Annotated in this window: 26 protein-coding genes and 6 pseudogenes; 15 read left to right on the forward strand and 17 right to left on the reverse strand. The window is 58.1% G+C overall.

All coding sequences use genetic code 11. From position 1 onward, the window contains the following. The first annotated feature begins 225 nt into the window (after positions 1 to 225). Together EI982_RS08135 and EI982_RS08140 are read left to right on the forward strand one after the other, a co-directional pair. Positions 226 to 522, forward strand: coding sequence for a ribbon-helix-helix domain-containing protein (locus EI982_RS08135; RefSeq protein WP_157689233.1), 297 nt, complete (start codon positions 226 to 228; stop codon positions 520 to 522). Beyond that, a complete protein-coding gene (locus EI982_RS08140) occupies positions 509 to 799 on the forward strand; it encodes a type II toxin-antitoxin system RelE family toxin (protein ID WP_157689235.1) in 291 nt (96 codons plus the stop codon). Before EI982_RS08135 ends, EI982_RS08140 begins: the two co-directional genes overlap by 14 nt. Here the strand turns inward: EI982_RS08140 and EI982_RS08145 are convergent. The 7 genes and pseudogenes from EI982_RS08145 to glmU all read right to left on the reverse strand — a co-directional run bounded on the left by EI982_RS08145 (position 796) and on the right by glmU (position 5499). Then, complete coding sequence (locus tag EI982_RS08145) at positions 796 to 1062, reverse strand: hypothetical protein (RefSeq protein ID WP_157689237.1); 267 nt, start codon at positions 1060 to 1062, stop codon at positions 796 to 798. The genes EI982_RS08140 and EI982_RS08145 overlap by 4 nt on opposite strands. Next, positions 1055 to 1348, reverse strand: coding sequence for a hypothetical protein (locus tag EI982_RS08150; RefSeq protein WP_157689239.1), 294 nt, complete (start codon positions 1346 to 1348; stop codon positions 1055 to 1057). Before EI982_RS08150 ends, EI982_RS08145 begins: the two co-directional genes overlap by 8 nt. Next, the gene (locus EI982_RS08155; protein WP_157689241.1) at positions 1338 to 1685 is read right to left on the reverse strand and encodes a hypothetical protein; all 348 of its coding nucleotides are present in this window, start codon (positions 1683 to 1685) and stop codon (positions 1338 to 1340) included. The genes EI982_RS08150 and EI982_RS08155 overlap by 11 nt, the downstream gene beginning before the upstream one ends. An 8-nt stretch (positions 1686 to 1693) precedes the next feature. Next, a complete protein-coding gene (locus EI982_RS08160; protein WP_157689243.1) occupies positions 1694 to 2350 on the reverse strand; it encodes a hypothetical protein in 657 nt (218 codons plus the stop codon). A gap of 512 nt (positions 2351 to 2862) precedes the next feature. Continuing rightward, positions 2863 to 3321 (reverse strand): annotated as a pseudogene (locus EI982_RS08165) (glycosyltransferase family 4 protein); the annotation flags it as partial. A gap of 74 nt (positions 3322 to 3395) precedes the next feature. Then, positions 3396 to 4121, reverse strand: a complete 726-nt coding sequence (aglF, locus tag EI982_RS08170) for a UTP--glucose-1-phosphate uridylyltransferase AglF (protein WP_157689245.1) — start codon at positions 4119 to 4121, stop codon at positions 3396 to 3398. A gap of 184 nt (positions 4122 to 4305) precedes the next feature. Beyond that, positions 4306 to 5499, reverse strand: coding sequence for a bifunctional sugar-1-phosphate nucleotidylyltransferase/acetyltransferase (gene glmU / locus EI982_RS08175; protein WP_157689246.1), 1194 nt, complete (start codon positions 5497 to 5499; stop codon positions 4306 to 4308). Between the two features lie 127 nt (positions 5500 to 5626). On the opposite strand from glmU, the pseudogene EI982_RS08180 reads away from it, so the two are divergent. Then, positions 5627 to 6085, forward strand: a pseudogene (locus EI982_RS08180) (phosphoglucosamine mutase); the annotation flags it as partial. A 2-nt stretch (positions 6086 to 6087) separates the two neighbouring features. On the opposite strand, the pseudogene EI982_RS08185 reads toward EI982_RS08180, so the two are convergent. Continuing rightward, positions 6088 to 7379 (reverse strand): annotated as a pseudogene (locus EI982_RS08185) (RNA-guided endonuclease InsQ/TnpB family protein). A gap of 216 nt (positions 7380 to 7595) precedes the next feature. On the opposite strand from EI982_RS08185, the gene EI982_RS08190 reads away from it, so the two are divergent. After that, entirely contained in the window at positions 7596 to 7919 is a 324-nt protein-coding gene (locus EI982_RS08190; protein WP_233255308.1) for a phosphohexomutase domain-containing protein, read from the forward strand. A gap of 236 nt (positions 7920 to 8155) precedes the next feature. Here the strand turns inward: EI982_RS08190 and EI982_RS08195 are convergent, their stop codons facing one another. Continuing rightward, entirely contained in the window at positions 8156 to 8650 is a 495-nt protein-coding gene (locus tag EI982_RS08195) for a PIN domain-containing protein (RefSeq protein WP_157689248.1), read from the reverse strand. Continuing rightward, positions 8647 to 8937, reverse strand: coding sequence for an AbrB/MazE/SpoVT family DNA-binding domain-containing protein (locus EI982_RS08200; RefSeq protein WP_157691101.1), 291 nt, complete (start codon positions 8935 to 8937; stop codon positions 8647 to 8649). The genes EI982_RS08195 and EI982_RS08200 overlap by 4 nt, the downstream gene beginning before the upstream one ends. Positions 8938 to 9152: 215 nt before the next feature. Between EI982_RS08200 and EI982_RS08205 the strand changes: the two genes are divergently transcribed. Further along, a complete protein-coding gene (locus EI982_RS08205) occupies positions 9153 to 9671 on the forward strand; it encodes a DUF7342 family protein (RefSeq protein WP_157689249.1) in 519 nt (172 codons plus the stop codon). Positions 9672 to 9760: 89 nt separating this feature from the next. Further along, positions 9761 to 10105: a toxin-antitoxin system TumE family protein gene (locus tag EI982_RS19150; RefSeq protein WP_394352072.1), complete on the forward strand. Its 345-nt coding sequence runs from the start codon at positions 9761 to 9763 to the stop codon at positions 10103 to 10105. Positions 10106 to 10184: 79 nt separating this feature from the next. Here the strand turns inward: EI982_RS19150 and EI982_RS08215 are convergent, their stop codons facing one another. Beyond that, positions 10185 to 10586, reverse strand: a complete 402-nt coding sequence (locus tag EI982_RS08215) for a hypothetical protein (RefSeq protein WP_157689251.1) — start codon at positions 10584 to 10586, stop codon at positions 10185 to 10187. A 365-nt stretch (positions 10587 to 10951) separates the two neighbouring features. Between EI982_RS08215 and EI982_RS08220 the strand changes: the two are divergent. From EI982_RS08220 to EI982_RS08230, 3 genes and pseudogenes are all read left to right on the forward strand, one after another. Next, positions 10952 to 12201, forward strand: a pseudogene (locus tag EI982_RS08220) (RNA-guided endonuclease InsQ/TnpB family protein); the annotation flags it as partial. 76 nt (positions 12202 to 12277) lie between these two features. Further along, the gene (locus tag EI982_RS08225; RefSeq protein WP_157689252.1) at positions 12278 to 12514 is read left to right on the forward strand and encodes a hypothetical protein; all 237 of its coding nucleotides are present in this window, start codon (positions 12278 to 12280) and stop codon (positions 12512 to 12514) included. Next, complete coding sequence (locus tag EI982_RS08230; protein WP_157689253.1) at positions 12511 to 12864, forward strand: type II toxin-antitoxin system PemK/MazF family toxin; 354 nt, start codon at positions 12511 to 12513, stop codon at positions 12862 to 12864. The genes EI982_RS08225 and EI982_RS08230 overlap by 4 nt, the downstream gene beginning before the upstream one ends. A gap of 163 nt (positions 12865 to 13027) precedes the next feature. On the opposite strand, the gene EI982_RS08235 is transcribed toward EI982_RS08230, so the two are convergent. Continuing rightward, a complete protein-coding gene (locus tag EI982_RS08235; RefSeq protein WP_157689254.1) occupies positions 13028 to 14302 on the reverse strand; it encodes an RNA-guided endonuclease InsQ/TnpB family protein in 1275 nt (424 codons plus the stop codon). 217 nt (positions 14303 to 14519) lie between these two features. After that, a complete protein-coding gene (locus EI982_RS08240; RefSeq protein WP_157689255.1) occupies positions 14520 to 14864 on the reverse strand; it encodes a helix-turn-helix domain-containing protein in 345 nt (114 codons plus the stop codon). Between the two features lie 94 nt (positions 14865 to 14958). On the opposite strand from EI982_RS08240, the gene EI982_RS08245 reads away from it, so the two are divergent. Then, the gene (locus EI982_RS08245; protein ID WP_157689256.1) at positions 14959 to 15276 is read left to right on the forward strand and encodes a hypothetical protein; all 318 of its coding nucleotides are present in this window, start codon (positions 14959 to 14961) and stop codon (positions 15274 to 15276) included. A 35-nt stretch (positions 15277 to 15311) separates the two neighbouring features. On the opposite strand, the gene EI982_RS08250 is transcribed toward EI982_RS08245, so the two are convergent. Together EI982_RS08250 and EI982_RS08255 are read right to left on the reverse strand one after the other, a co-directional pair. Further along, positions 15312 to 15779, reverse strand: coding sequence for an HVO_A0114 family putative DNA-binding protein (locus EI982_RS08250; RefSeq protein ID WP_157689257.1), 468 nt, complete (start codon positions 15777 to 15779; stop codon positions 15312 to 15314). Between the two features lie 27 nt (positions 15780 to 15806). Then, entirely contained in the window at positions 15807 to 16325 is a 519-nt protein-coding gene (locus EI982_RS08255) for a DUF7342 family protein (RefSeq protein WP_157689258.1), read from the reverse strand. 275 nt (positions 16326 to 16600) lie between these two features. Between EI982_RS08255 and EI982_RS18695 the strand changes: the two are divergent. The 5 genes and pseudogenes from EI982_RS18695 (at position 16601) to EI982_RS08280 (ending at position 18519) form a co-directional block, all read left to right on the forward strand. Then, positions 16601 to 16995: pseudogene (locus EI982_RS18695) on the forward strand (toxin-antitoxin system TumE family protein). A gap of 23 nt (positions 16996 to 17018) precedes the next feature. Continuing rightward, positions 17019 to 17468: an HVO_A0114 family putative DNA-binding protein gene (locus EI982_RS08265; protein WP_233255310.1), complete on the forward strand. Its 450-nt coding sequence runs from the start codon at positions 17019 to 17021 to the stop codon at positions 17466 to 17468. Continuing rightward, positions 17467 to 17595 (forward strand): annotated as a pseudogene (locus EI982_RS18700) (RNA-guided endonuclease TnpB family protein); the annotation flags it as partial. The gene EI982_RS08265 and the pseudogene EI982_RS18700, both read left to right, overlap by 2 nt. Positions 17596 to 17797: 202 nt before the next feature. Continuing rightward, the gene (locus EI982_RS08275) at positions 17798 to 18100 is read left to right on the forward strand and encodes an AbrB/MazE/SpoVT family DNA-binding domain-containing protein (protein WP_157689259.1); all 303 of its coding nucleotides are present in this window, start codon (positions 17798 to 17800) and stop codon (positions 18098 to 18100) included. After that, complete coding sequence (locus EI982_RS08280; RefSeq protein ID WP_157689260.1) at positions 18100 to 18519, forward strand: PIN domain-containing protein; 420 nt, start codon at positions 18100 to 18102, stop codon at positions 18517 to 18519. Before EI982_RS08275 ends, EI982_RS08280 begins: the two co-directional genes overlap by 1 nt. A gap of 158 nt (positions 18520 to 18677) precedes the next feature. Here the strand turns inward: EI982_RS08280 and EI982_RS18335 are convergent, their stop codons facing one another. Then, a complete protein-coding gene (locus EI982_RS18335; protein WP_199243765.1) occupies positions 18678 to 19379 on the reverse strand; it encodes a hypothetical protein in 702 nt (233 codons plus the stop codon). Next, positions 19366 to 19752 (reverse strand): hypothetical protein, encoded by a 387-nt coding sequence (locus EI982_RS08290; protein ID WP_157689262.1) that lies wholly within the window; start codon positions 19750 to 19752, stop codon positions 19366 to 19368. Before EI982_RS08290 ends, EI982_RS18335 begins: the two co-directional genes overlap by 14 nt. Between the last annotated feature and the right edge of the window lie 915 nt (positions 19753 to 20667).

Raw genomic sequence — 20667 nt, forward strand, 5'->3', positions numbered from 1 at the left:
CGCCAGTCCGATACTGTGGGACTACCCGCGCCTGAAAGGGCTGGTAGTCCGATGATTGGGCTGCGAACCTGAAACTCCCACCGCTCGGGATTCCTCCACGTTTACGCGGAGGAGGATGTCAATCTGCGGCAAGTGGTGCGTTCGCTAAAGTCTTGCCCCGCGTGGTGCAATATGCCTTTCGGCACACCGACAACGTTTATGGTAATACAGAGGTAATACAGACGTATGTCCGACGCTGACGCAGGGGCCAACGATGACCCCAACATGACCACTATCACGCTCAAGATTCCGCAGGCGTTCCTGGATGACCTCGATGCGACCTGGCGGGCCGAAGACTTCCCGTCCCGGAGCGAGTTTATCCGGTGGGCGCTCCGTGACGCCGTGAAGCACCCCGCGTTCTCGCGGAAGGGCTGGAAGGACATCGCCGCGAGCGAACACCAGCTGGCGACCGGTGAGGGGCGAACCTACAGCAGTGACGAGATTCGAGCGCGTCTGAACGAGGACACGGATGCCGGCGAGTGACGACAAATGGGACTGGAAGCTCACTGATCCCGCAGAACGTGAGTATGAGAAGCTCCAGCCGCACGAGCAGGAGCGCATCGTCTCGAAGCTCGACGAGATCGTCACCGACCAGTGGCGTGATCCGAGTGACTACCAGGAACCACTCACTGGAGCGCCGCATTCGAAGCTCCGCATCGGCGCGTTTCGTCTCGGCTGTAAGGCAGTCCAGGCTGATCAGATTTTGTGGGTCTACACCATCGAGAAGCGTCCAGGGGCCTACAAACCCGGCGACGACTAATCGGCCTGCCGAGAGCTAAAACAGTCGTCGCACTCCCAATACTCAAACGATTCCTCGTTACCAGTCCATTTCACCACGTCGTGTCCCTCCCATTCGCCTGTCTTCTCGTATTCTCCGTCGCTGTCTTCATCAGGGACAGTAAATTCGCCGAAGTAGTGGCCTCCCTCGTATGTGTTGTCCTCGTAGACCGTGATCTCGATTGTCTTGCCATACTCTATGCAGTCTCGCTCGATTGTGCGTTTTTCTCCGTCTCCATCACTCATCTTCCGAGTCCTCACTCTGTCGTTCCTCAAGCATCTCTTGGAGGCGGTATGCCTCACCGTGGGCGACAGGGTACATCGTGGCTCGAACCAAACTGAGTACCCTTTCAGCCTGTTCTACGAGTTCCAGATCTGGATGGTCGGACTCATCAATATCGCACAGATTCTCAAGCTCCTCTTTGCTTGCTGTGTTTCCCTCGCCGATGTCCCCAATCCCGCGAAGGACACCCCCAGGTACCTCGGGCCGCTCTTCGTTTTCGCCGTCGTCCTCACAGTCGTCACACGTCATCTTCGAGGAATTCCCGCAGTTGCTCTTCAGACAGTTCTCCGAGCAGTTCTTCGTCGTCGGTTTTCACTCGGAGCCCGTCGTCTTGATCGTGCTCCAGAAAGAGGTCTCCGACAGCAAATCCAGCAGTTCCTACCGGAATATAATATTCTTCGTCAAGTTCTTCCAGTTCCTCTCGTATCGATTCCATCACTTCAATGGCTCCCTTGCCCAATTCATCGTAATGGAGCTTCCACCGTGGACGGCCACCTTGGGTGGAGACCATTGATTGCGTGACTTCGACATCAATTCTGACGAGATACCCTTCGACTGAGATCGAGAATTCGTCTTCGATTTTCATGGGTTTGTTTAGGATCTGTCTTCTCTTTCACTTTCCGAATAGTGGTCTGTTCCACCCGGGAAGACGGCCTGATCGACGCTACCTTCATAGCCGCAATCCGGGCAAGCAACGAGTTCGTGGCCAGCATGAAGTGAGCTTCCGACGAAGGCGTTCGCCACTCCCCAAGCCGCTTCGGAGATCCGTTCGTAGTCCTCTTCGTTCCCTACACCGAAGACCCGACGCTCCGGGATTGACTGTTTCTGTTCTTCAGTTTCCGCTTCATCGATCTGCTGAAGACGCTCACGAAGCTCTCCCTTCGTCACATTCTCAGGGTCGTACCGAATAATGGTTTCTCGCAGCTTTCCAGCACCTTCTCCGTAGTAGTTGTCCGTCGGACCGGCGAAACGAGGGCGATCTCCCACCTCTACATCACGCTCAACTGCCTCACGGAATCCCTCTACGTCTTTCATCGCACCGAAACCCTTCATCACGTCTCTGTCGCGGTCACCAGAGTGGTTGTCGTGACTTAGCTCATTCAGAAGCTCCAGAATTGTGTTCAGGAGTTCTTTCGAATGCGCGTGATCAGTGGACAACTCGAAGGCAGGGATCTCATCACCGCAGACCGGACACTCGATACGTTCGTTTGCCTCTGCTTCTAACGCCTCTTTGAGAGTTTCTCTGTTCATTGGTGATCGGGCTCGTGCAGGTTTTGAATCAGGAAGTCGAACACCAGCGGTGAGAGTTCGCTTTGTTCCTTTTTGTCTATACACAGTTCGACCGGTAGAACGTTCGGTGTCCCGAGGGTAGACTCAACCCGGGGTGTTTTCTATCTACAAGGTGGCTCGATCACGTACTCGTTGTCGATGGGGGGCCTCGTCTTCATCTTCCCAAATTTCCTCTGAGGGTCTCGGACCGTGGAAAACTAATCTGACATCCTCCCACGGCTAAAGCCGTGGGGTTCCCGGTCACAGACCGGGCGGTCCACGGCGGAAGGTTCCCCACTCGTTGGCGGTGGGGTTTTGGGCCGTGCCAGTACGGCCCCCGACCGGGATAGCGGGCTTCATTTACCCCCCGCGAAGGGTGCATATCCTTACCCCGGACTCGGCATCACAACCTACGAACGTCTCGATATTCAACGTTTCGCCGGCTGTCGGCTTCATCCCACGACTAACGTCGTGGGCTTTCGCCTCGCTACCCTGTAACAGAGGACGGCGTCGGCCCGATCGAACGTCCACCGGCCGAGCGTCCGGAGGTAGGCGTCGAAAACCCACTGCGGTGCGTTCTGGGAGTAGAGCCCGTGGTTGGTGATCGTGAGTGGCATCCCGCCGAGCCACCGCTTCAGCGCCGCGAGGTTCGTCGAAAAGTAGAGATGCGAGTGGGCGTGGCACACGTCGAACTCCGTCGTGTCGACCCCGGCGAGGTGGCGCGCGAGACCGGCCGAGATGTCGTTCCCGAGAAGCGAGACCGTCGGGGGATACCGGACGACCGTATACCCCTCGCGCTCCTCGACGTGGGGGCGGTCGGAACCGGTACCGACGGTCAACACGGTCACGTCGTGACCCATCGCGGCCTGGTCGCGACTCATCGCGTGAACGTGGTAGGTACCGCCGCCAGGCACCTCGGAGTAGAGTTTCTGGGCACCGCGGAGGATTCGCATCACCGACGACATTAAAACGGATTGTCAAGAGTTCATCAGTCGATTCGTCGCGGTGGCATCGGGCGACCGGGAACTCACTCGGTAGCGTCGGCGTCGGCGAGCCGTCTTTCGGCTTCGTCTCGGTCTTCCGGGTAGCCAATGTCCACGCGCCACCCTTCGAGCCCGATGGCGTCGATCGTCCGACCGCTCTGAATCAGCAGGTGGATCGCCTCCGAGATCTCGTATTCGCCACGGTTCGACGGCTGGACGAGATGGCAGGCGTGGAAGATCGCGGGCGAGAACGTATAGAAGCCCGTCATCACGAGGTTCGAGGGCGGATCCTCAGGTTTCTCGACGACGTCGGTGATCTCGCCGTACTTGTTCGTATCACAGACCCCGTATCGGCTGGCTTCGTCCCAGTCGACCTCCTCGACGAGAAACGCGGCATCGGCGCGGTTTTCGCGTTGACGGCGGACGACGTCCGCGAGGTTCGCCTGGAAGATGTTGTCGCCGAGCATGAGCATGAAGTCGTCGTCGACGTGCTCTTCGACCGTCAGTAGCGCGTGGGCCAGTCCCTTCTGTTCGCGCTGGTGTGCGTACGTGATCGGAACGCCCTCGAATTCGTCGCCGTAGTGCTCGATGATGTCCTGCTTGCGGTACCCGACGACGACGACGAGTTCGTCGGCACCGAGTTCGGCCAGCTGTTCGAAACAGTGGGTCAAGATTGGCTTCCCGTCCACTTCGACCATCCCCTTGGGCTTGTCCTCGGTGAGTGGGCGGAGTCGCGTCCCCTCGCCGGCCGCGAGCACGACAGCGTTCATATCGGATGGACTATCGCCACGGCACGTAAAAGGTGTAGCGCTTCGCGCAGTGGGCTGTCGTGCGTGCCCGCTAGATCGCATCGCCGGATACTGACGACCGTCGCGTTGATAACCAACTGGAGTGGTCCCGAAGGGGAACGCGGCGTTCGAGATCGAAAACGATGACTCAAGAGCGTCGACAGCCTCAGTCGTCGGTGACTGAACGCAGGACCGTTTCGTTCGGTGCGGTTGTGGCGCCGGTGGCGAGTGACACGCCAGCATTGAGGCTCGTGTTAATCCCCGTTTTCACGCCGTCACCACAGACCACACCGAACTTGCGACGCCCCGTCGAAACCTGTTCGCCTTTCACCTCACAGGTGACTGGCATCTCATCATGTCGCAGATTGGCGACTGTGGTTCCAGCACCGAAATTCACGTCCCGGCCGAGAATGCTATCCCCGACGTACGAAAGATGACCGACCGTTGCCCCTCGCATCAGTACGCTATTTTTCACCTCAACGGAATGGCCGACGGTCGTGTCAGGACCAAGTAACGTCGCCCCTCGAACATACGCGTTCGGCCCGACAGTTGTACCGGCCTGCAGAATGGCTGGTCCTTCGATGACAACACCAGCATCGACAGTCGCACCCGATTCGACGATCACATTGCCCCGAAGCTTGGCATCGTCATGGATCTCACCGTTGAGCTGTCGCTGACACTCATCGAGTTTCCACTCATTTGCCTCAAGGAGTTCCCACGGGCGACCAACATCAAGCCAGCGATGTAACGGAACCGCTGTCACCGTCGTCTCTTGACAGGCGCGATTGAGGACATCGGTCAATTCGTGCTCCCCACGTTCGCTTTGCTCGACATCGAGCCAGTCTTGGGCTGGTGCCGGAAAGACATATGCACCAGTATTGATCACGTCTGATGGTGGTGTGTCGGGTTTCTCGACGACTTTCGTGACACGACCGTCAGTAATGTCAAGAACACCGTAGGCACTTGGCTGCTCTACTCGGTAGGAGCCGACACTCGGACCACATTCAAAGAGCCCAGCGAGAGATTCAGAATCGTAGAGATTGTCACCGTTCAACACTGCAAATGGCTCGTCGGCAAGCTTGGCGACGCCTGCCCGCACCGCATCAGCCGTCCCCTGCTGGGTGTCTTGGACCGCGTATTCGACTGGCACACCGTTGAACTCGGTCCCGAAATAGGACCGAACAGCATCGGCTTCATAGCCGACGACAAACACCAATCGTGAGGCGCCAGCGTTGATCGCTGCTGTGGCGGTATGTGCCACCAACGGTTGCCCGGCAACGGGGAGCATCGGTTTCGGTCGCTGTTCGGTTAATGGTCGCATCCGCGTTCCTTGGCCTGCTGCCAGAATGAGTGTCTGCATAGGCATGGCCAGTGTCGGCGTTCCCAAGACACTACCGGACGCCAGTACGGGGGATGAAAAGAGTTGGCTACCGACGCAGGAACGGCCAGCCCAAGACCCATATGCCAACTCAACAGAGGTACCGGCCATGTTTGGAACGAGTGGGATTCGGGGACCGATCGCTGAGGACGTCACCGCCGAGACCGCTCTGTCTGTTGGTCGCGCACTCGCATCCGAGAGATATGACACCGTCGTCGTGGGGCGAGATCCTCGTGATAGTGGCCGGATGCTTGAGAAGGCACTCATCAGCGGGCTAGAGGAATGTGGGAGTGACGTGATCCGACTCGGCCAAGCAGCGACACCAACTGTCGCACGGAGTGTTGGCTGGCAGGAGGCAGATGCCGGGGTGTCAATCACCGCCTCGCATAATCCGCCAAACGATAATGGGCTCAAATTATGGACACCCTCTGGGCAAGCCTTCGATACCGAACGACGAGAACGGATTGCCACACGCATTGAGACGGCAGACTACGAGCTGGCGGCTTGGGACGGAATTGGCGAAACTACCCACTACGAACAGGCCCCAGCCGATCATCGACGGGCGATCTGTCAGTGACCCACCCCTAAAGGGGTGGGCTTGCTGGTGGACTCTCGTTTTGCCGAACAGGGGTGTCGGACGCCACGTCAGTAGCGTTCACCGTCATCACCCCCAGCTTCAGGGCGTACTGACAGAACGCCCCTCCAGCAGGGGACTTCTGCCCCCGCTGGAGTTTCACTGCTAACTTCCGCGCAATATTTTTCGCCGCGTTATAATCCGCGTTCACCGTGTACGAGCAATCCAGACATTCGAAGTGTTGGCCGTCACGGTTCTCTTCGAGCGTACAGCCACACTTCGAACACTGCTGACTCGTGTACTGTGGCTCTACCTTCTCAACCACAATGCCGACAGATTTGGCCTTGTGCTCTGTCTGGTTCTGGAGCGCACGGAACGCCCACTGCTGAAACTTCTTGCCATCGCTAATACGTTCCCGGATCTGCTCTAAGTCCTCGAACGCGATGTGCGTACACCCGTGTTGCTGGGCTTCAGCGACCAGTTCCTTCGAACACTGGTGCAAGTAATCCTCACTCCACCGCCCGAACCTGCCTCCGATACGTTGGAACGTCCAGTGGGCTGCTTCCGTCCCAGTCTGTTGAAGATTAGCGCGGCGTTTCTCGAACTCGCGGCGCTGATGATTCAGATAATCAGCGTTGCCGATGAACTCTCCTGTTGAGGTAACGGCGATGTGGTCGTTAACGTTGCAGTCCACGCCGAGGACTTTCGAATCCTCAGCTTTCTCAGGACTGCTGGCGTCAACTTCCGTTTCCATCGCCGCGTGTAGGTAGAATTCGTCGGCTTCGCTGTCGTAGTGGACAGTGCTCGTCGAGAAGTCGTAGTCGTCGTTCAGCAGGTACTCGCCGTGTGGAGTCCCTTCAGGGTCCTCGGGCAGGTCGTACTCGCATTCGACTCTGCCGTTGACCGTAGCGAGACTTACTTTGTCGCGGTAGTAGGTGGCGGCCCGCTTGTCGTAGACAATGCTGAACGTGTCGTACTCTGGCTTGCTGGTGTTTTCACTCTCTGCAAGCCTGTCCACGCAGTTGTCGATGTCGTTGGTGGCGCGTTTGATAGCTTTCTGAACAAGATTTGCGTGCAGGTAATCAGTTTCTTCCCGAAGGTCGTCGTAAATGGCGTTTTCAGCTTCGCTTTTGCTGGTTATACAGTCTTCGTCGGGATAGCGCCACGCCCAGTTACTCGTACGGTTGGCGCAGTACTGGAATTTGGTGTTGGTGGCGTGGAGGTCACTCTTGCGGTCGTCAGGCACATCGAGTCGAACCCGCACGGTTCGAGTTATCTCCCACGCCATCTGTATCACAGTACTAGCTATTCTTTATTAATATTTTTGAATGTATGGGAAAGTCAGCAATGCAGATTATCGGTTGATGTGTAGTGTGGCTTACGCGCTTCCTCCCACCCCTGAAGGGGTGGGCTTCCGCGCTGCTACCGCTGTGGCGCGTGGATTTGGCCTGCAGAGACACTGTGTCCGGACGGCCCATTGGCGGCCTGCAAACTCGCCGAACTCGTGGCGACCAACGGCCCGCTTGCTGATCTCGTCGCTGAGATCCCGACCTATCCGATCCGACGACAGAATATTGAGGTGGCTGCCCCCGAGAAAGCAACTCTCATCGACAGGGTCGCATCGCTTGTCACCGAGCGCTACGATGCAAGTTCGATCACCACGTTGGATGGGGTCCGAATCGAGACCGAGACGGGATGGATGCTCATTCGAGCCAGCGGGACTCAGCCGCTCGTACGGCTGACTGCAGAAGCCCGAACCGACGATGACGTTGAACGGCTCCTCGCAGAGGCTGAAAACCTGGTTGCGACGGCACGGTCCGAGGAATGAGTGCGAGCGTGGAGAAGGTGGGGACAGCGACGACGCTTTCGTGGGCAGGGACGACATTCCTGATCGGGTGGCATGTCGCATGACTGGCGTCACTCAGCCGCTCGTCCCTGCCGACACCGGCCATCCCCGCAACTGTGTCTCGGAGGTTCTCCGGCTTAAATCCTAGCCGAGCTGATACTTAATCATCGTTCATGGCTGAGTTCGTTTCACAGAGAGACAAGCAGGCACCCACGGTGTTAGCTGTGGGATGAATCCTCCGCTGGACGGACAGTCAGCGAGGGGAAATATGTCTCATAAAAGCCACTATCGAAGCTGATCAGCGACTCAGCGTCGACGACAGCATGGCCACCGATGAGGAAGTCAGCGGCAATGTGCTGGCGTGGCGCCAAGTCGTCTCCGCACGCCTCGCACACACCACGCTGTTTGTGCCCGCAGGTCGGACATTGCAGTCCGTCTGGTCGGCGTGACGTATACCGCTGAAATTGTTGTCCGGCCCGAAACAGGGCGTCGCGGGACGGCTCTCCCAGTCGCAGACTAAAATCGCCAAGGAACTCGTTCAACTCGGATACGGTATCGAAATGGCCGTCAGCGGCGAGTTCGGCATAGACGATCGGCGCGATTACGAGTTTTCCCTCCTGATAGGCCTGCCGGAGGGCCGTCTCGCTCGCATCAGTATGCGTATCATCGTACAGTATTGCGAGCAGTGCGTTCGTATCGACCGCCGTGGTCACGCGTCGCCCTCCGATTCGCCGTCGTCGTCGTCCCGCTCCGTGCCACCGTCACGGGGGTACTCCCTCCGAAGCCGCCGCATCCGCTCGGGCATCGTCTCGTCACTCTCAGCGCTCCCCCGGTACTTTTCGAACGGATCCCCACCCTCGGCAGTCGTCGGTTCGTGCTTCCGGATCGTATAGCCGGTATCGGTCTCTTCGAACACGATCTCGTCGCCGGGCTCAATGCCGAGTGTCTCGCGGATCTCCTTTGGGATCGTAACCTGGCCCTTGGTCGTAACGCGTGGCATCCTACTCCCGTATATGGAGTAATATATTATAGGTATTACTGAGATATTCTTACACCGGAACGTCGACATGCACAGAGAGTGGACTTCCTCCACGGCTTCAACCGTGGGAGGAAGTCAATCAGCGATGGCCTGCCAAGAGATGGTCGTCCCGAACGGATAGTCAATATATTTTGTTCGAAGAAAGAAATATCTGTGTTTAGTCCGATTGTTGAAGCATGACCGACGACACACACCGCGATGGCCCGCCCCCGTTTGATCGGCCATTCGATGACGAGGACACGAAACAACGTGTCTACGGGGCGATTCTCCACGCCCGTGAGCCGATGACGGCCGCCGAAATTGCCGAGCGCGCGGACTGTTCGACGGAGTCGGCACGCACACACCTCGCTTTCTACGCTGACCTCGGCATCGTCATCCACCACGACGGCCGGCCCGCCCGATACGAGCGCAACGACGACTACTTCAAATGGCGTCGAGTGAACAAGTTAGCACACGACCACACGGTTGAGGAACTCCAAGCCCGCGTCTCGGAACTCACCAACCAGATTGAATCATACCGTGACGAGTACGACGCCGACTCGCCCGCCGATGTCAACGTCCTTGCCTACGACGCCGAGGCAGTTGATGACGTGTACGCAGACCTCGGTGCGTGGGCAACAGCCATCGAAGAACGTCGGTTCCACGAGCGCGCTCGACAGAAAGCGACCGGCTCTACCGCTCCGTCGCATAGCTGACGATGACGCCGGCCAACGATGGCACAAGCCCCGCGCCACTTGACCGCGCCGTACTAGAGCGATTGCAGTCGCGGTTCGCTGGCCGTCGTCTGTTCGACTCGGCAGCCCTTGTTGAGGATGGACGGCTGTATCTTCGCGTTGTATTCTCAGAGGCGTATTATCCTCATGACACGTCTGCTCGGTTCGAGATCCGGTGGTATCGCAACGACGACTTCACGGTCCATTATCAGGAAGAACATCGAGATCGTGTGTGGACGTGTCGGTGGGACCGCCACCCGAACACCCACAACTCACGGGACCACTTCCACCCGCCGCCGGATGCAAGTCGCAGCAACGCAGAAGATGCACACTGGCCTCCCGACCATCGTGATGTCTGTCGCATCGTCCTTGATCGCATCGAAGAATGCATCGAGACACTGTGGGAACGGGGGTGACCATGCTTCGGTGATTTCGATTGTCTGACCGCACTCCATACAGTCGCGTTCGATTGTGCGGTTTTCTCTCGGCATCGTATCACTCGCTGCGTGTGACCTCTACCAGTTGGCCGTCAGTGAATTTCGCTTCGAGGCTGACGTAGTCGCCATCGATGGTTCGATGGAACTCGAATATCCCGTGATATTCTGTATCCGACCAACCTTGGTGAATCTTTCTCATGCTTCCTCGAACTCGGTCAATCTTGTTTTCAAACCCACCTATTTCCTCGTTGTATCCGGGACGTTCTTCCTCGGGTACGTGTTCGTACTTGGCGTCTTCTTTGAACAGCCGTCCCTCTGCCGTTACCTTGTAGTTCTCCATCATCGGCTCGTGGCGAGCGATGGACTTCGTCTGCCAGGTGACCTCAAACGGATCGACACCGATGTCAGGGAACTCTACGTCAAGACCGTCTTCGAACGTGAGCCTATCGAATAGCCCCATCGTTACTCTTCCTGGTCTTGAACCGCCTTCTATCAATCCCAATCAATGGCTTGGAGATCGAGGCCCCAGTCATGTGCTTGCTCAAGATGCTTTTCTGTTCGTTCTACGGGCTCAAAGCCCCTTGCCCTCTGATCCCAATACTCAGGGTTCCTCCGGTTTAGCTGAATACAGGCGGTAATCCCCCTTCCTCAACGAGCAGCGCAGTCCGCCCAAGCGGACAAGCAGCGCAGTAGGCAGGGGATACACCGCCGTCATCGTCTCTCAGACACGTGCTTGTTGCCGGATCACAGGCCCACGGGGCGACTACTTTCACTCCGGACGGCCAAGGTTGATACGTCTGTCATGTCTCTCTCGAAGTGCGTGGAATGAACTACAACTACAGGTATCGCCTCAAGCCAACCGAGCGCCAGCGAGAGATGTTGGACTACCACCGCGAACCTGTCGACAACTCTACAACCACGCCCTGTATCGGTTCAACCAGATCCCCGAACACGAGGGCACCGTTAAACAGCGTGTGCGGAAGATTCGTGACGAGCTTCCCGACCTCAAAGACTGGTGGGATGCACTCACCGACGTGTATTCGAAAGTACTTCAGCCCACGGTCATGCGGATTGCCAAGAATATCACCGCTCTCGGGAAGCTCAAAGAACAGGGCCACACCGTCGGTGAACTTCGGTGGAAGTCGCCTCGGGAGTTTCGCAGTTTCACCTACAACCAGTCTGGCTTCGAACTCGACAAGAAGGGTGGTCAGACCGTGTTGTCTCTGTCGAAACTCGCGGACATCCCCATCGAACACCACCGATCGCTGCCTGACGACGCCACGGTCAAGGAAATCACGCTCAAACAGGAGAAAACCGGCGAGTGGTTCGCTATCTTCGGTATCGAGATGGACACAGACCCGCCGGCCAAGCCACCGTTGGAGGATGTTGGCACTGACGAGATGGTCGGGATCGACGTGGGCATCCTGAAATATGCCCACGACACTGACGGAACGGCAGTCGAATCGCTCGACCTCTCGGAAGAACGCGACAGACTCGAACGGGAGCAACGGAACCTCCCACGCAAAGAGTACGAGTCGAACAACTGGGAGAACCAACGTCGGCGTGTCGCTGCATGTCACCAGAAAATCAAGCGCAAACGGCGTGATTTCCTGCACAAACTCTCGAACTACTACGCTCGGGAGTACGAACTGGTGGCCGTCGAAGACCTCGAGGTTAAAGGGATGCTCGAATCACCGCGAAACAGCCGCAATACGGCGTCAGCGGCGTGGAATACCTTCACCGATATGCTCGAAACGAAGTGTGAGCGTGAAGGCACGCACTTCGTGGAAGTTGAACCCGAAGGAACCACCAAAGAGTGCGCTCAGTGTGGCGTCGAAACCGACAAGCCGCTGTGGGTGCGTGAACACTCCTGTCCAGCCTGTGGTTTCGAGGCGGACAGAGACGCAAACGCGGCGTGGAACATTCTTTCTCGCGGACTCACCAAACTAGGAGTGGGCCACTCCGAAGGAACGCCTGTGGAGACTGCGCTCCCTGTGGACACTGCGGTTGTGTCTGCAAAGCGCGTCGTAGAAACAGGAAGCCCCTGCCTCAAGGAGACGCCGAAGGCGGTGAGTAGGCCAGGGGTAGTTCACCCGGAGGAAGATATCGACATGGGTAAAGGATATATCTGTGTGGGCAATAGTGGGTAATATGAAAGTTGATGCAGACGAGCTTCAAACCAACGAAACCGACGACAGGGGGCGCATCTATCTCGGCACGGAGTACGCGAACAAGCGCGTCACGATTGCAGTCGTTGATGTTGAGAACGACCATCCAGAGGAAGTTGCTTTAGCCGCGGCCTACCGTGACGCGTCGGAGAGTGCCACCAATCTTGCCGAGGAGTGGGATGAAGTATCTGATGAAGCGTGGGACGGACTCGACGAATGAGCGATGATCCAGAAATCCGGCGCAGTGATGTCGTAGTCGTCGACCTTGATCCTGCGGAAGGCCACGAAATGAAAAAGACCCGTCCAGCAGTAGTTGTGCAGAACGACGTTGGGAATAAGAATTCGGGAACGACTATCGTCGCGCCTGCAACGGGGACATATCGAGGATATCCCTTCGAGGTATTAGTCGAAGCGGCAGACTCGCCGTTCGAGAAGGATTCGTCGGTCAGGCTCGATCAAATTCGTGTTGTCTCTATCGATGATCGAATTCACTCTGTGTTAGGAAGGCTCGACACGACCACGATGGACGAAGTTGATGAAGCGCTGAAACTGAGTCTGGCGTTGGATTGATATTGAGCCTTGACACCCCACGGGTAAACTACCCCACCCTACTCGCTCACGGCTCCACCGTTCGTGGTTCGAGACGGCTTCGTCGTCTCGTCATCACGAGAGACGCTTCGCGTCTCTCGAACGACTTCGTTGAGGGTGTCGTCAGAAGCGGAGCTTCTGACTGCTAACCAGAACCTTCGGTTCTGGTGATGGGGCTTTCGCGTGGACTCCCGTTCTGGCCGCCGTCGGCGGCAGGCTGGTAATTGCCGTTCACGTTCAATGTCCCGCGATTCAAGCGCACGTTTACGGGTGCGCCTCCGTCCGGCGACTTTTGCGCCGAGCGGAGATACTTCAGACCGATATTCTTCGCCGCGTTGTAGTCCGCGTGTGGTGAGTACCCGCATTTCAGGCACTCGAATACGTCTTGTCCGTCCGAGGCCGGGCGGTTGTTTTCGTGAGTGAAGCCGCACTTAGAACACCGCTGGCTCGTGTATGCGGGACTCACCTGTTCAACCGAGATGCCGACGACTTCGGCTTTGTATTCGACGTACTCGAACAGCCGGCGGAACGCCCACGCGTGGAACTTCTTGGCGTTCGGCATCCGCTCACGAATCCCAGTCAGGTTCTCGAACGCGATTACGTCACAGTCTGTTTTGGCGGCTTCCGCGACGAGTTCCTTCGAGACAGTGTGTAAGAAGTGGTCGTAGCGACCCGTCTCGGTGCGTCCGATCGACTGGATGGTTTCGTGGGCGGCTCGTGTTCCATGCTGTTGGAGCGCCCCACGCCGTTTCTCGAACTCGCGGTGCCAGTGGTTCAACTCCGACCCGTTCCAGAACGAACCTGTCGAAGTGACGGCGACGTTCTCGATGCCGAGGTCAACGCCGAGGACTGTGCTGTGCTCGTCGTTGCCTTTGTCGGCGGTCTCGAACTCCACATCCGCCTTTGTTCGGACGTGAAGGTAGAACTCACCGTCGCGGTAGTGGAGTTCCCCGCCCGTCACTTCGTAGTCATCGTTGAACAGATACTCCGAGTGGGGCGTCTCGCGGCTCTCGTCGGGGAGGACGTACTTGGCGGTGATACGCCCTTCGACGGTCGAGAGCGTCGCGTGGTCGTCGTTGAACGTCGCACATCGCTTATCGTAGACGAGTGTCGGAGCAGAGAAGTGCGGCTTCCCCGCGTAGTCACCTTGCTTCCAGCGGGCGACGACACTCTGTACGGCGTCAGCTGCTTTGTTGCGGGCGTTCTGGACGAGGTTCGCTTGCAGCCGCGTCTCTGCCCGCACGTTGTCGTAGGTTTCGCGTTGGAGTTCGGCTTTGCTCGTGGTCTTGTACTCGCCTTGCCACGCGTGGTCGACGACGTAGTTGGCGGCCCACAGGAACTCGGAGATGGTATCGTGGAGGAGGTCGGCGTCGCTGTCGGCCACGTCGAGCTTGACGGGGACGGTGCGACGTACCTCCATCCGTGGTTCAGATGTAGGCCGGCGTCTTTATACTGGTAACGACTCGGTGGGGAGTCGGCCTTCCATCGAGCGTGGTTGGTGTAGTACCGTGTCGGTTTCCTCTCCGACCTACTCGCTCGCTACGCTCGCTCCTTGAGTTCGGAGGCTCCTCCTTGCATTACGCTGAAGCCGTGGGCTTCCGCCTTGCTACCGCTGTGAGCGACGGGGAAAGTTGGGTCTACTTGCCGACAGCGTTCAGGGCACTGTTCAGTTCGAAGAGCTCTTGGACGACATCGCTCTTCGCGACGCGATACCGGCGCGGGGACGTGTTCGGAACCTCCTCGACCACATCGGTCTCGAGGAGGACGTCGATGTAGTTGCTCACGGTTTGCCGAGTGACGCCGGCGTGATCCGCGAACTCGGTCTTGTTGAACTCTCGACCCGGAGGGAGGGTGAGAATGGCATCGATGAGGATGGGCACGCTCTCATGTTGAAAGAGATGCAGGACGCCGGAGGGGTTCTCAAACCGGGCCTCCTTGGTGTCTTTCCCTTCGGCCGCGTGCTTCCGCGGTGACTCGCTCATGGGTTCAATGTATCCCCTAGGACATTTAGTCGTTTCCTTGAGCGTAAACGCTCGTTAACAAGGGCTTATGACAGACGGAGGAAAATAGGCGACTATGCGAAAGCCGTCGGTGAAATGTGCCCTCCTCGCAGCGATGATAGCCGAACATCGGTGGGGCTCCCCGATCGTCGAGGAGAATCTCCTCTCCATTTCCGCCATCGAGGCGAGTGACTACGACACCGCGAGCGAGGTCTTTGACGAGCTCCGTTCTGTCACCTATATCACCAACCGGGGGAAGCGGGGCATCGAACTCGACAACGGCGAGTTCGGCCAGCTGGCCGACGTCCTCTACCGCGAGTGCGAGTGGGACCCGTTCGAAATCAAGAGCCGGCTGAAACACTATGAGGGCTGGGAGAACCACGACTGGGCGTGAACGGCGAGGTTTCCCGCTTGTATCTTGATGCGGGGTCAGGTCGATGCGGCCGATTCTGACTCTTCACCGCGGGGGAAACCGAACTCAACCTCGATTCGGACCGTGTCGTAGGGGACGTACGGCTTCTTCGCACGGCCGGTCTCTTCGAAGTGGATGATATCGTACTCGGCCAGCAGGTGCAGATCGTCGTGGACGTCGTGCACGTCACGGTCGAGGCGGTTGGTCAGTGCGCGGATACTCTCGGGCGGGTCCTCCATCACTGCTTCGAGCAGCTCCATCCGCCGGTCAGTCAGCAGCTGGCGGAGCCGCGCACGGTCTTCGAAGTTGACGACGTGCGGAACCTCCTCGCCGTCCGCCCACTGTTCGGCGCGCTCGATGGCTGCCGTCTGCGCCTGCTCCGCCGGGAGCGACGTGATGCGGAGGGTCGAAGGGTACTCGACCTCGTTCGGGTCGGGCGTAAATTCGTCGTGTGTGGGTTCGGTGTCAGTCGGGTCGTTGCTCATAGATTTCGGTCATTTGCTGTCACCGGGTCAGTTGGAGGATGCGATACGACGCTCGCGAGTCGCCTCGATCGTATCATAGAGCTGGATTGCCTGCTTGATGAGCATCGCTTGGTGCTCATAGTAGTCCCAATCCTCTGCGTCGTGTCGCCGCTGTCGGCGTTCGGATGCCGGAATATCATCCCCAACCGTTGCCCGAAGTTCATCCGCAGACGCCACATCGTACGCCTCTTTCCACTCGTCGATATCAGCCCGGATTGTATCTAATTCGGCTGTGAGCTCGTCTTTTTCATGATCGTTGACGAGGTCACGGATCTGGTCGAAATACTGGGTGACAGGATCTGGATAGTAGCAGGTCTCACGGCCCCGCTTGATCGTCGTAAGTTTATCCACTTCGACCAATTGTGTGAGATACTTTTCAGCCGTGTTCCGGGCAACACCAGCAGTCGTAGCTATTTCTCCCGCGTTTTTTGGTTCGCGAACCGTCATCGCAACCTCTCGAATCCGGGCGACCTTTGTCGTGTGATTCGTGGTTTCCGAGTCGCTCATACACGTTCTCGGATCTCCAGCATCCTTAGTTTTTTGAATCCTGTTTCAATATATTGAATTAGTCGCGTTTTGGCTAGCAATACCGAAGCGAGACTGGAACCGGTGGAATACCCAGACGAGTCACAGCGTGTGGTTGGCTCACCGTGCTGTCGCTCAGACCCACCCGTTCACGGGGGGCTCCCACGCGCTATGTGTGAGTATTGGGAGTGCGACGACTACTATTGTTCTGCAGACCAATAGACATATTGTATTGGTCTGTAAACCAATAGTTGAGGATGGCCTCACTGACCGACGACGACCTCGATGGCGTGAGTGGGGGGGCGAAAGTACCCCGACGGGACTGTCGTCCGCGTGTTCTGCATGCGGACAGACCGTGACGCGTACCCGTCTGGATGGGCCTACAGGCTCCACTACGGTGCGACGGAGCCGGACCCGCCCCGCACGCTTGACGATGGGACGATCCGTCGGTATCTCGAAAATCTGAGATTTTCGACGACCCGTCGAAACGGCAACGCCGTTTCGAGACGACAACTCACACGAGGACACCAAAGGGCACGAACTGCACGTTGCACCGGACCCCAACCCAGACAGCATCACGTTCCCCGGGATGGTCGAACTCTGGGACCGGTTCTGGAGCGAGATCCCGAAATCCGAGTTCAAGGTCGAGTGAGGCCATCACACACGGTGATTCCCATGAACGATACCACGCCGCCGCTGCACCCGATGGAGCGCGAACAGCTTCGAGCCGAATCAACCCTCGTCGTGACTGTGAAGTCGTCCAGTGAGTACCATGACGACGTCACCGATGGGATCGAGACGCTCGAACGGGGCGACACGGTGGATTCCACGCCGACACTCTCGTTCACCAGCTACGACGATCTGATGGAGACGCTGACGCCGCGTGTCCTCGATCTCATCGAAGCCATCCGCCGGGAAGAGCCACCCAGCATCAACGAGACTGCACGGGTCGTTGACCGGGACGTGAAGAACGTCCACGAGGAACTCAGCCGGCTCGCCCAGCTGGGCATCATCTTCTTCGAGGAAGACGGGCAGTGTAAGCGCCCCGTCGTCTGGTTCGACGAACTCGTCATCACCCTCCCGTTCGATCCAGAAGCTGGCGACACGGCCAGTGCCGCGCCGTAACTCCGAGTCCGCACCGCTTTTGGGTGGGGATAGGAGTACCGGCTGGTTGGCACAGCCCGGAGTCTACCTTCATGACTTGTCCAGCGGATTCCAACCGCAGGAACAAGTGGTAGACTGCAAACCTTAATATCCCAATCCAGCGGCGCGATGCCGTGGGATTCCCCCGCCTTCAGGCGGAGGAGGATGTCAATTTTCCTCTTCTTCGTGAATTCCGACTTCTGCTGGCAGGAGTTGACAGCGGCGTTCAATTGAGAACATGGATGCTCAAGAAGTTACTGCGCACTGGCGATGAGAAACCCTTATCTATGAACGCGATTAAACTATGAATAATGAGTGAGACAGAACCGATAGATAACTCTGAAAAAGAGATCGTCGCCGTCACAAAACACGGACAGGCGACCATCCCGAAGCGGTTCCGCGAGAAGCTCGGGATCGAGGCTCCCGGGAAAGTGCTGTTCCGGGAAACCGAGGACGGCGACGTGATCGTTGAACACGTCCGCTCGCCGAGCGAGATGCGTGGGTTCGCCGCGCGCAGCGAGGCAGCAACTGATACGCCAGCCTCAGAGATCCTCCACGAGAAGCGCGACCAAGACCGCAAGGAGCGCGACGCACAGTTCTCGACAGAGGAGTGATGGGGAGTCCCGATCGGATCGTCTTCGACGCTGAGCCGCTGATTGCACATGCAGACGACGAACCCGGCAGTGACGTGGTTGAAACGTATCTCGATGCTGTCGCAACTGGGGAGACGATCGGCTACGTTAGCTACGTAAACCTCGCTGAGATCCGGTACACAATCGCCCGGAAATACGACCGAAACACCGCCGACGAGTACCTCGACTGGCTTACAGCCCTCGGCATCGAACCTGTAGACGCCGACAACGCTTGGATAGATGTCACAGAGTATATCCTCCAGTACAATCCAGCGCTCGGAGACGCATTCGCATTAGCAACCGCCGAGCACATCGAGGCGACGCTCTTAGTCGGCGGCGACGATGACTACGATGAGATTGGCGACATCCCGATAACGCGATTTCGAGACGGCTCAGCGTAGCCTCGTACTGCTCACCTCTCCGAGAGAGGTTGGGTAACAAGAAGCGGTTCAAGTATCGGGACTGTGAGCATCAGGCCGATGGTCGGATGGGAGTGTCCGACTAACCCACGGGAAGCCTCGGGGCTTGACCCCGAGGCGGTTCACTCTCGCCGTCCGCCCTACTGTTCGTCGCCCTCTGTGTCCCGTTTGCGGCGTTCACGCCGGAGATACCGCGAAAACGCTGTATCGGCATACGCTTCGTGGCCGGACCGATCGGGCACGTAACACGGCGCGCTCTTGGTGGGGGAGAAGACCGCCGCTTCGATATCGGCATCCGGCCGGTCATGTGGGGGGCGACACAGTGTGACTGGCGGCGTGTGCCGAAGAGTCTCCGGGCTGATCGAGTCCCGGTGGATATCGGCTGCCTTGGGTGGCCGCTTGCGAGTCAGCGGTGGGAGCTCGTCACCGTCGAGATCCTCAAGGGTGAGTAGGCGGACGTCGAAGGCCTGAGCGAGTCGCCACGCCCGATCCGTGAGTCTGGAGGTGTGACAGAGGACCGGCATAGCCCGACCCAGGAAGGCAAGCAGACAGAGGCGGATGATCACCGACTCATCAATGGCGCGACTTTGCCAGTCTTTGCATTCGGCGACGAGGTAGTCGGCGGGCTCGTCTCGAGGCTCTTGGCGACAGGCGACGACATCTGCGGTGAGTGCGACGAGCGGTTCACGACGGACGGTGGCATAGCCCCACTCTTCGAGAGCCTGCTGGAGTTGGATCTCGAGCCACACGCCTTGGCCGTGGCCCCGTCCACGGGTGGTATCACGTGGGGGGTCTTGGGGGTGCTCGTCGGCATCGTTATTGTTGTCGTCACGATCGCTCATGGCGTTCCTCCGTCTGTTCGACTGGGTCGTCTGCTGTGGGTGGCAAGTTGGAGGTGTCAGTGGCCCTCTCGTCAGTGCTACTGGCCGCCGATGATTGGCCGTCGTCTGAGGCCGACTCCGGGGTAGTCTCGAGTTGCTCGGCCGCGTGTTCGAGTGCGCGGGCGAGATCACGAGCTTGGGGTGGCGTCAGTTCGGTGGTGGTCGTCCCCCAGTGGCCACCGAATCCGACGAGGAGCGTTTGGTCGGCCGTCGCTGTGGGCGTGACCTCGAGAGTGGCTCTAGAGTATTCGTCTTCGAGCTGGCGGGTGACGCCGGTCTCGACGGTGAAGCCGGTCTCAGTGGTGGGCTGGTCGTCGTCTGGGAGGTGTGTCATTGGTGGGTAGGTAGGGTGGGACTAGCTGGTGCCTGTGCGGGGCTGGGACAGACCGCTTCGAGGGCCCAGGACTGAGGGTGTTGTCGCGTGTGGAGGCCGCGGAGGCCACAGCGATATGCGGCGAGGATGTGCAGCACTCGCGGTGGGACGTGGGTGTCCGGGCCACCGACGATTTCGAGGACCGGGTGGTTGAGGTGGGGATTGTCGGTGCAGATGTCCGTGGCTTGGACGTCCGTGATGGTTCGGAGTGCGTCTGCGCACCGCTGGAGGGTCGCTGTGTGGGTGGTCGGCGACTCGGAGGTGGCTGATTTGTGAGTGGTTCGTGCCGTCTCGGAGTGGATGTGGGGCGTGTCCTGGCAGCTGTGGATCACTATCCGTTCTGGGAGTCCAACGATACCGCAGACGAGACAGCGATGTAGCTCTGAACCGGCTTGGTCGTAGTCCAATGACTGTGCGACAGGTTCTTTATTCGGTGGATCGGAGTTCGTCATGCTTCGTGGGGTTAGCGAAGCACAGGTCGGTGTTGCAGCACCGGCCTCAGTTTCTCTGAGACATCCCGTGCGTCGCACTTGCATGTATTCCCCACTTGTATTTAAAACTTGCTCTATACAACAACCATTACAGAATAGTAAGTCTCTCTCGGAAGCACGAAGTCAACAAAGATTAGATAGCTACAAGCAAAGAAGGGATTGTGTCAACTGGACGTGGGCTACTCACCGACTACGAAAAGAACTGCATTGCAGGTAAGAAAGAAAAGCAACGAGAGTATGAGGCACGCTCTCGAGTCCGTGCGCGAATTGAAGGGCCTCTTATGAACGATATCGCACATTTGAAAAAACACGATCCAGAGTTGCTCAACGAGCTTCGCCAAGTCGTATGTGACGATGAAATTGAGTAGTAGTCTGATTCAGTAGG

This window comes from Haloplanus salinarum, assembly GCF_009762275.1.
In the GTDB taxonomy this organism is placed as follows: domain Archaea; phylum Halobacteriota; class Halobacteria; order Halobacteriales; family Haloferacaceae; genus Haloplanus; species Haloplanus salinarum.

What these genes read in the sequence shown, in the direction of transcription:
- EI982_RS08135 (WP_157689233.1), top strand. Translation starts at nt 226, where the DNA reads ATGTCCGACGCTGACGCAGGGGCCAACGATGACCCCAACATGACCACT.
- EI982_RS08140 (WP_157689235.1), top strand. Translation starts at nt 509, where the DNA reads ATGCCGGCGAGTGACGACAAATGGGACTGGAAGCTCACTGATCCCGCA.
- EI982_RS08145 (WP_157689237.1), bottom strand. Translation starts at nt 1,062, where the DNA reads ATGAGTGATGGAGACGGAGAAAAACGCACAATCGAGCGAGACTGCATA.
- EI982_RS08150 (WP_157689239.1), bottom strand. Translation starts at nt 1,348, where the DNA reads ATGACGTGTGACGACTGTGAGGACGACGGCGAAAACGAAGAGCGGCCC.
- EI982_RS08155 (WP_157689241.1), bottom strand. Translation starts at nt 1,685, where the DNA reads ATGAAAATCGAAGACGAATTCTCGATCTCAGTCGAAGGGTATCTCGTC.
- EI982_RS08160 (WP_157689243.1), bottom strand. Translation starts at nt 2,350, where the DNA reads ATGAACAGAGAAACTCTCAAAGAGGCGTTAGAAGCAGAGGCAAACGAA.
- aglF (WP_157689245.1), bottom strand. Translation starts at nt 4,121, where the DNA reads ATGAACGCTGTCGTGCTCGCGGCCGGCGAGGGGACGCGACTCCGCCCA.
- glmU (WP_157689246.1), bottom strand. Translation starts at nt 5,499, where the DNA reads ATGCAGACACTCATTCTGGCAGCAGGCCAAGGAACGCGGATGCGACCA.
- EI982_RS08200 (WP_157691101.1), bottom strand. Translation starts at nt 8,937, where the DNA reads ATGCCACGCGTTACGACCAAGGGCCAGGTTACGATCCCAAAGGAGATC.
- EI982_RS08205 (WP_157689249.1), top strand. Translation starts at nt 9,153, where the DNA reads ATGACCGACGACACACACCGCGATGGCCCGCCCCCGTTTGATCGGCCA.
- EI982_RS08215 (WP_157689251.1), bottom strand. Translation starts at nt 10,586, where the DNA reads ATGGGGCTATTCGATAGGCTCACGTTCGAAGACGGTCTTGACGTAGAG.
- EI982_RS08225 (WP_157689252.1), top strand. Translation starts at nt 12,278, where the DNA reads ATGAAAGTTGATGCAGACGAGCTTCAAACCAACGAAACCGACGACAGG.
- EI982_RS08230 (WP_157689253.1), top strand. Translation starts at nt 12,511, where the DNA reads ATGAGCGATGATCCAGAAATCCGGCGCAGTGATGTCGTAGTCGTCGAC.
- EI982_RS08235 (WP_157689254.1), bottom strand. Translation starts at nt 14,302, where the DNA reads ATGGAGGTACGTCGCACCGTCCCCGTCAAGCTCGACGTGGCCGACAGC.
- EI982_RS08240 (WP_157689255.1), bottom strand. Translation starts at nt 14,864, where the DNA reads ATGAGCGAGTCACCGCGGAAGCACGCGGCCGAAGGGAAAGACACCAAG.
- EI982_RS08245 (WP_157689256.1), top strand. Translation starts at nt 14,959, where the DNA reads ATGCGAAAGCCGTCGGTGAAATGTGCCCTCCTCGCAGCGATGATAGCC.
- EI982_RS08250 (WP_157689257.1), bottom strand. Translation starts at nt 15,779, where the DNA reads ATGAGCAACGACCCGACTGACACCGAACCCACACACGACGAATTTACG.
- EI982_RS08255 (WP_157689258.1), bottom strand. Translation starts at nt 16,325, where the DNA reads ATGAGCGACTCGGAAACCACGAATCACACGACAAAGGTCGCCCGGATT.
- EI982_RS08265 (WP_233255310.1), top strand. Translation starts at nt 17,019, where the DNA reads ATGAACGATACCACGCCGCCGCTGCACCCGATGGAGCGCGAACAGCTT.
- EI982_RS08275 (WP_157689259.1), top strand. Translation starts at nt 17,798, where the DNA reads ATGAGTGAGACAGAACCGATAGATAACTCTGAAAAAGAGATCGTCGCC.
- EI982_RS08280 (WP_157689260.1), top strand. Translation starts at nt 18,100, where the DNA reads ATGGGGAGTCCCGATCGGATCGTCTTCGACGCTGAGCCGCTGATTGCA.
- EI982_RS18335 (WP_199243765.1), bottom strand. Translation starts at nt 19,379, where the DNA reads ATGAGCGATCGTGACGACAACAATAACGATGCCGACGAGCACCCCCAA.
- EI982_RS08290 (WP_157689262.1), bottom strand. Translation starts at nt 19,752, where the DNA reads ATGACACACCTCCCAGACGACGACCAGCCCACCACTGAGACCGGCTTC.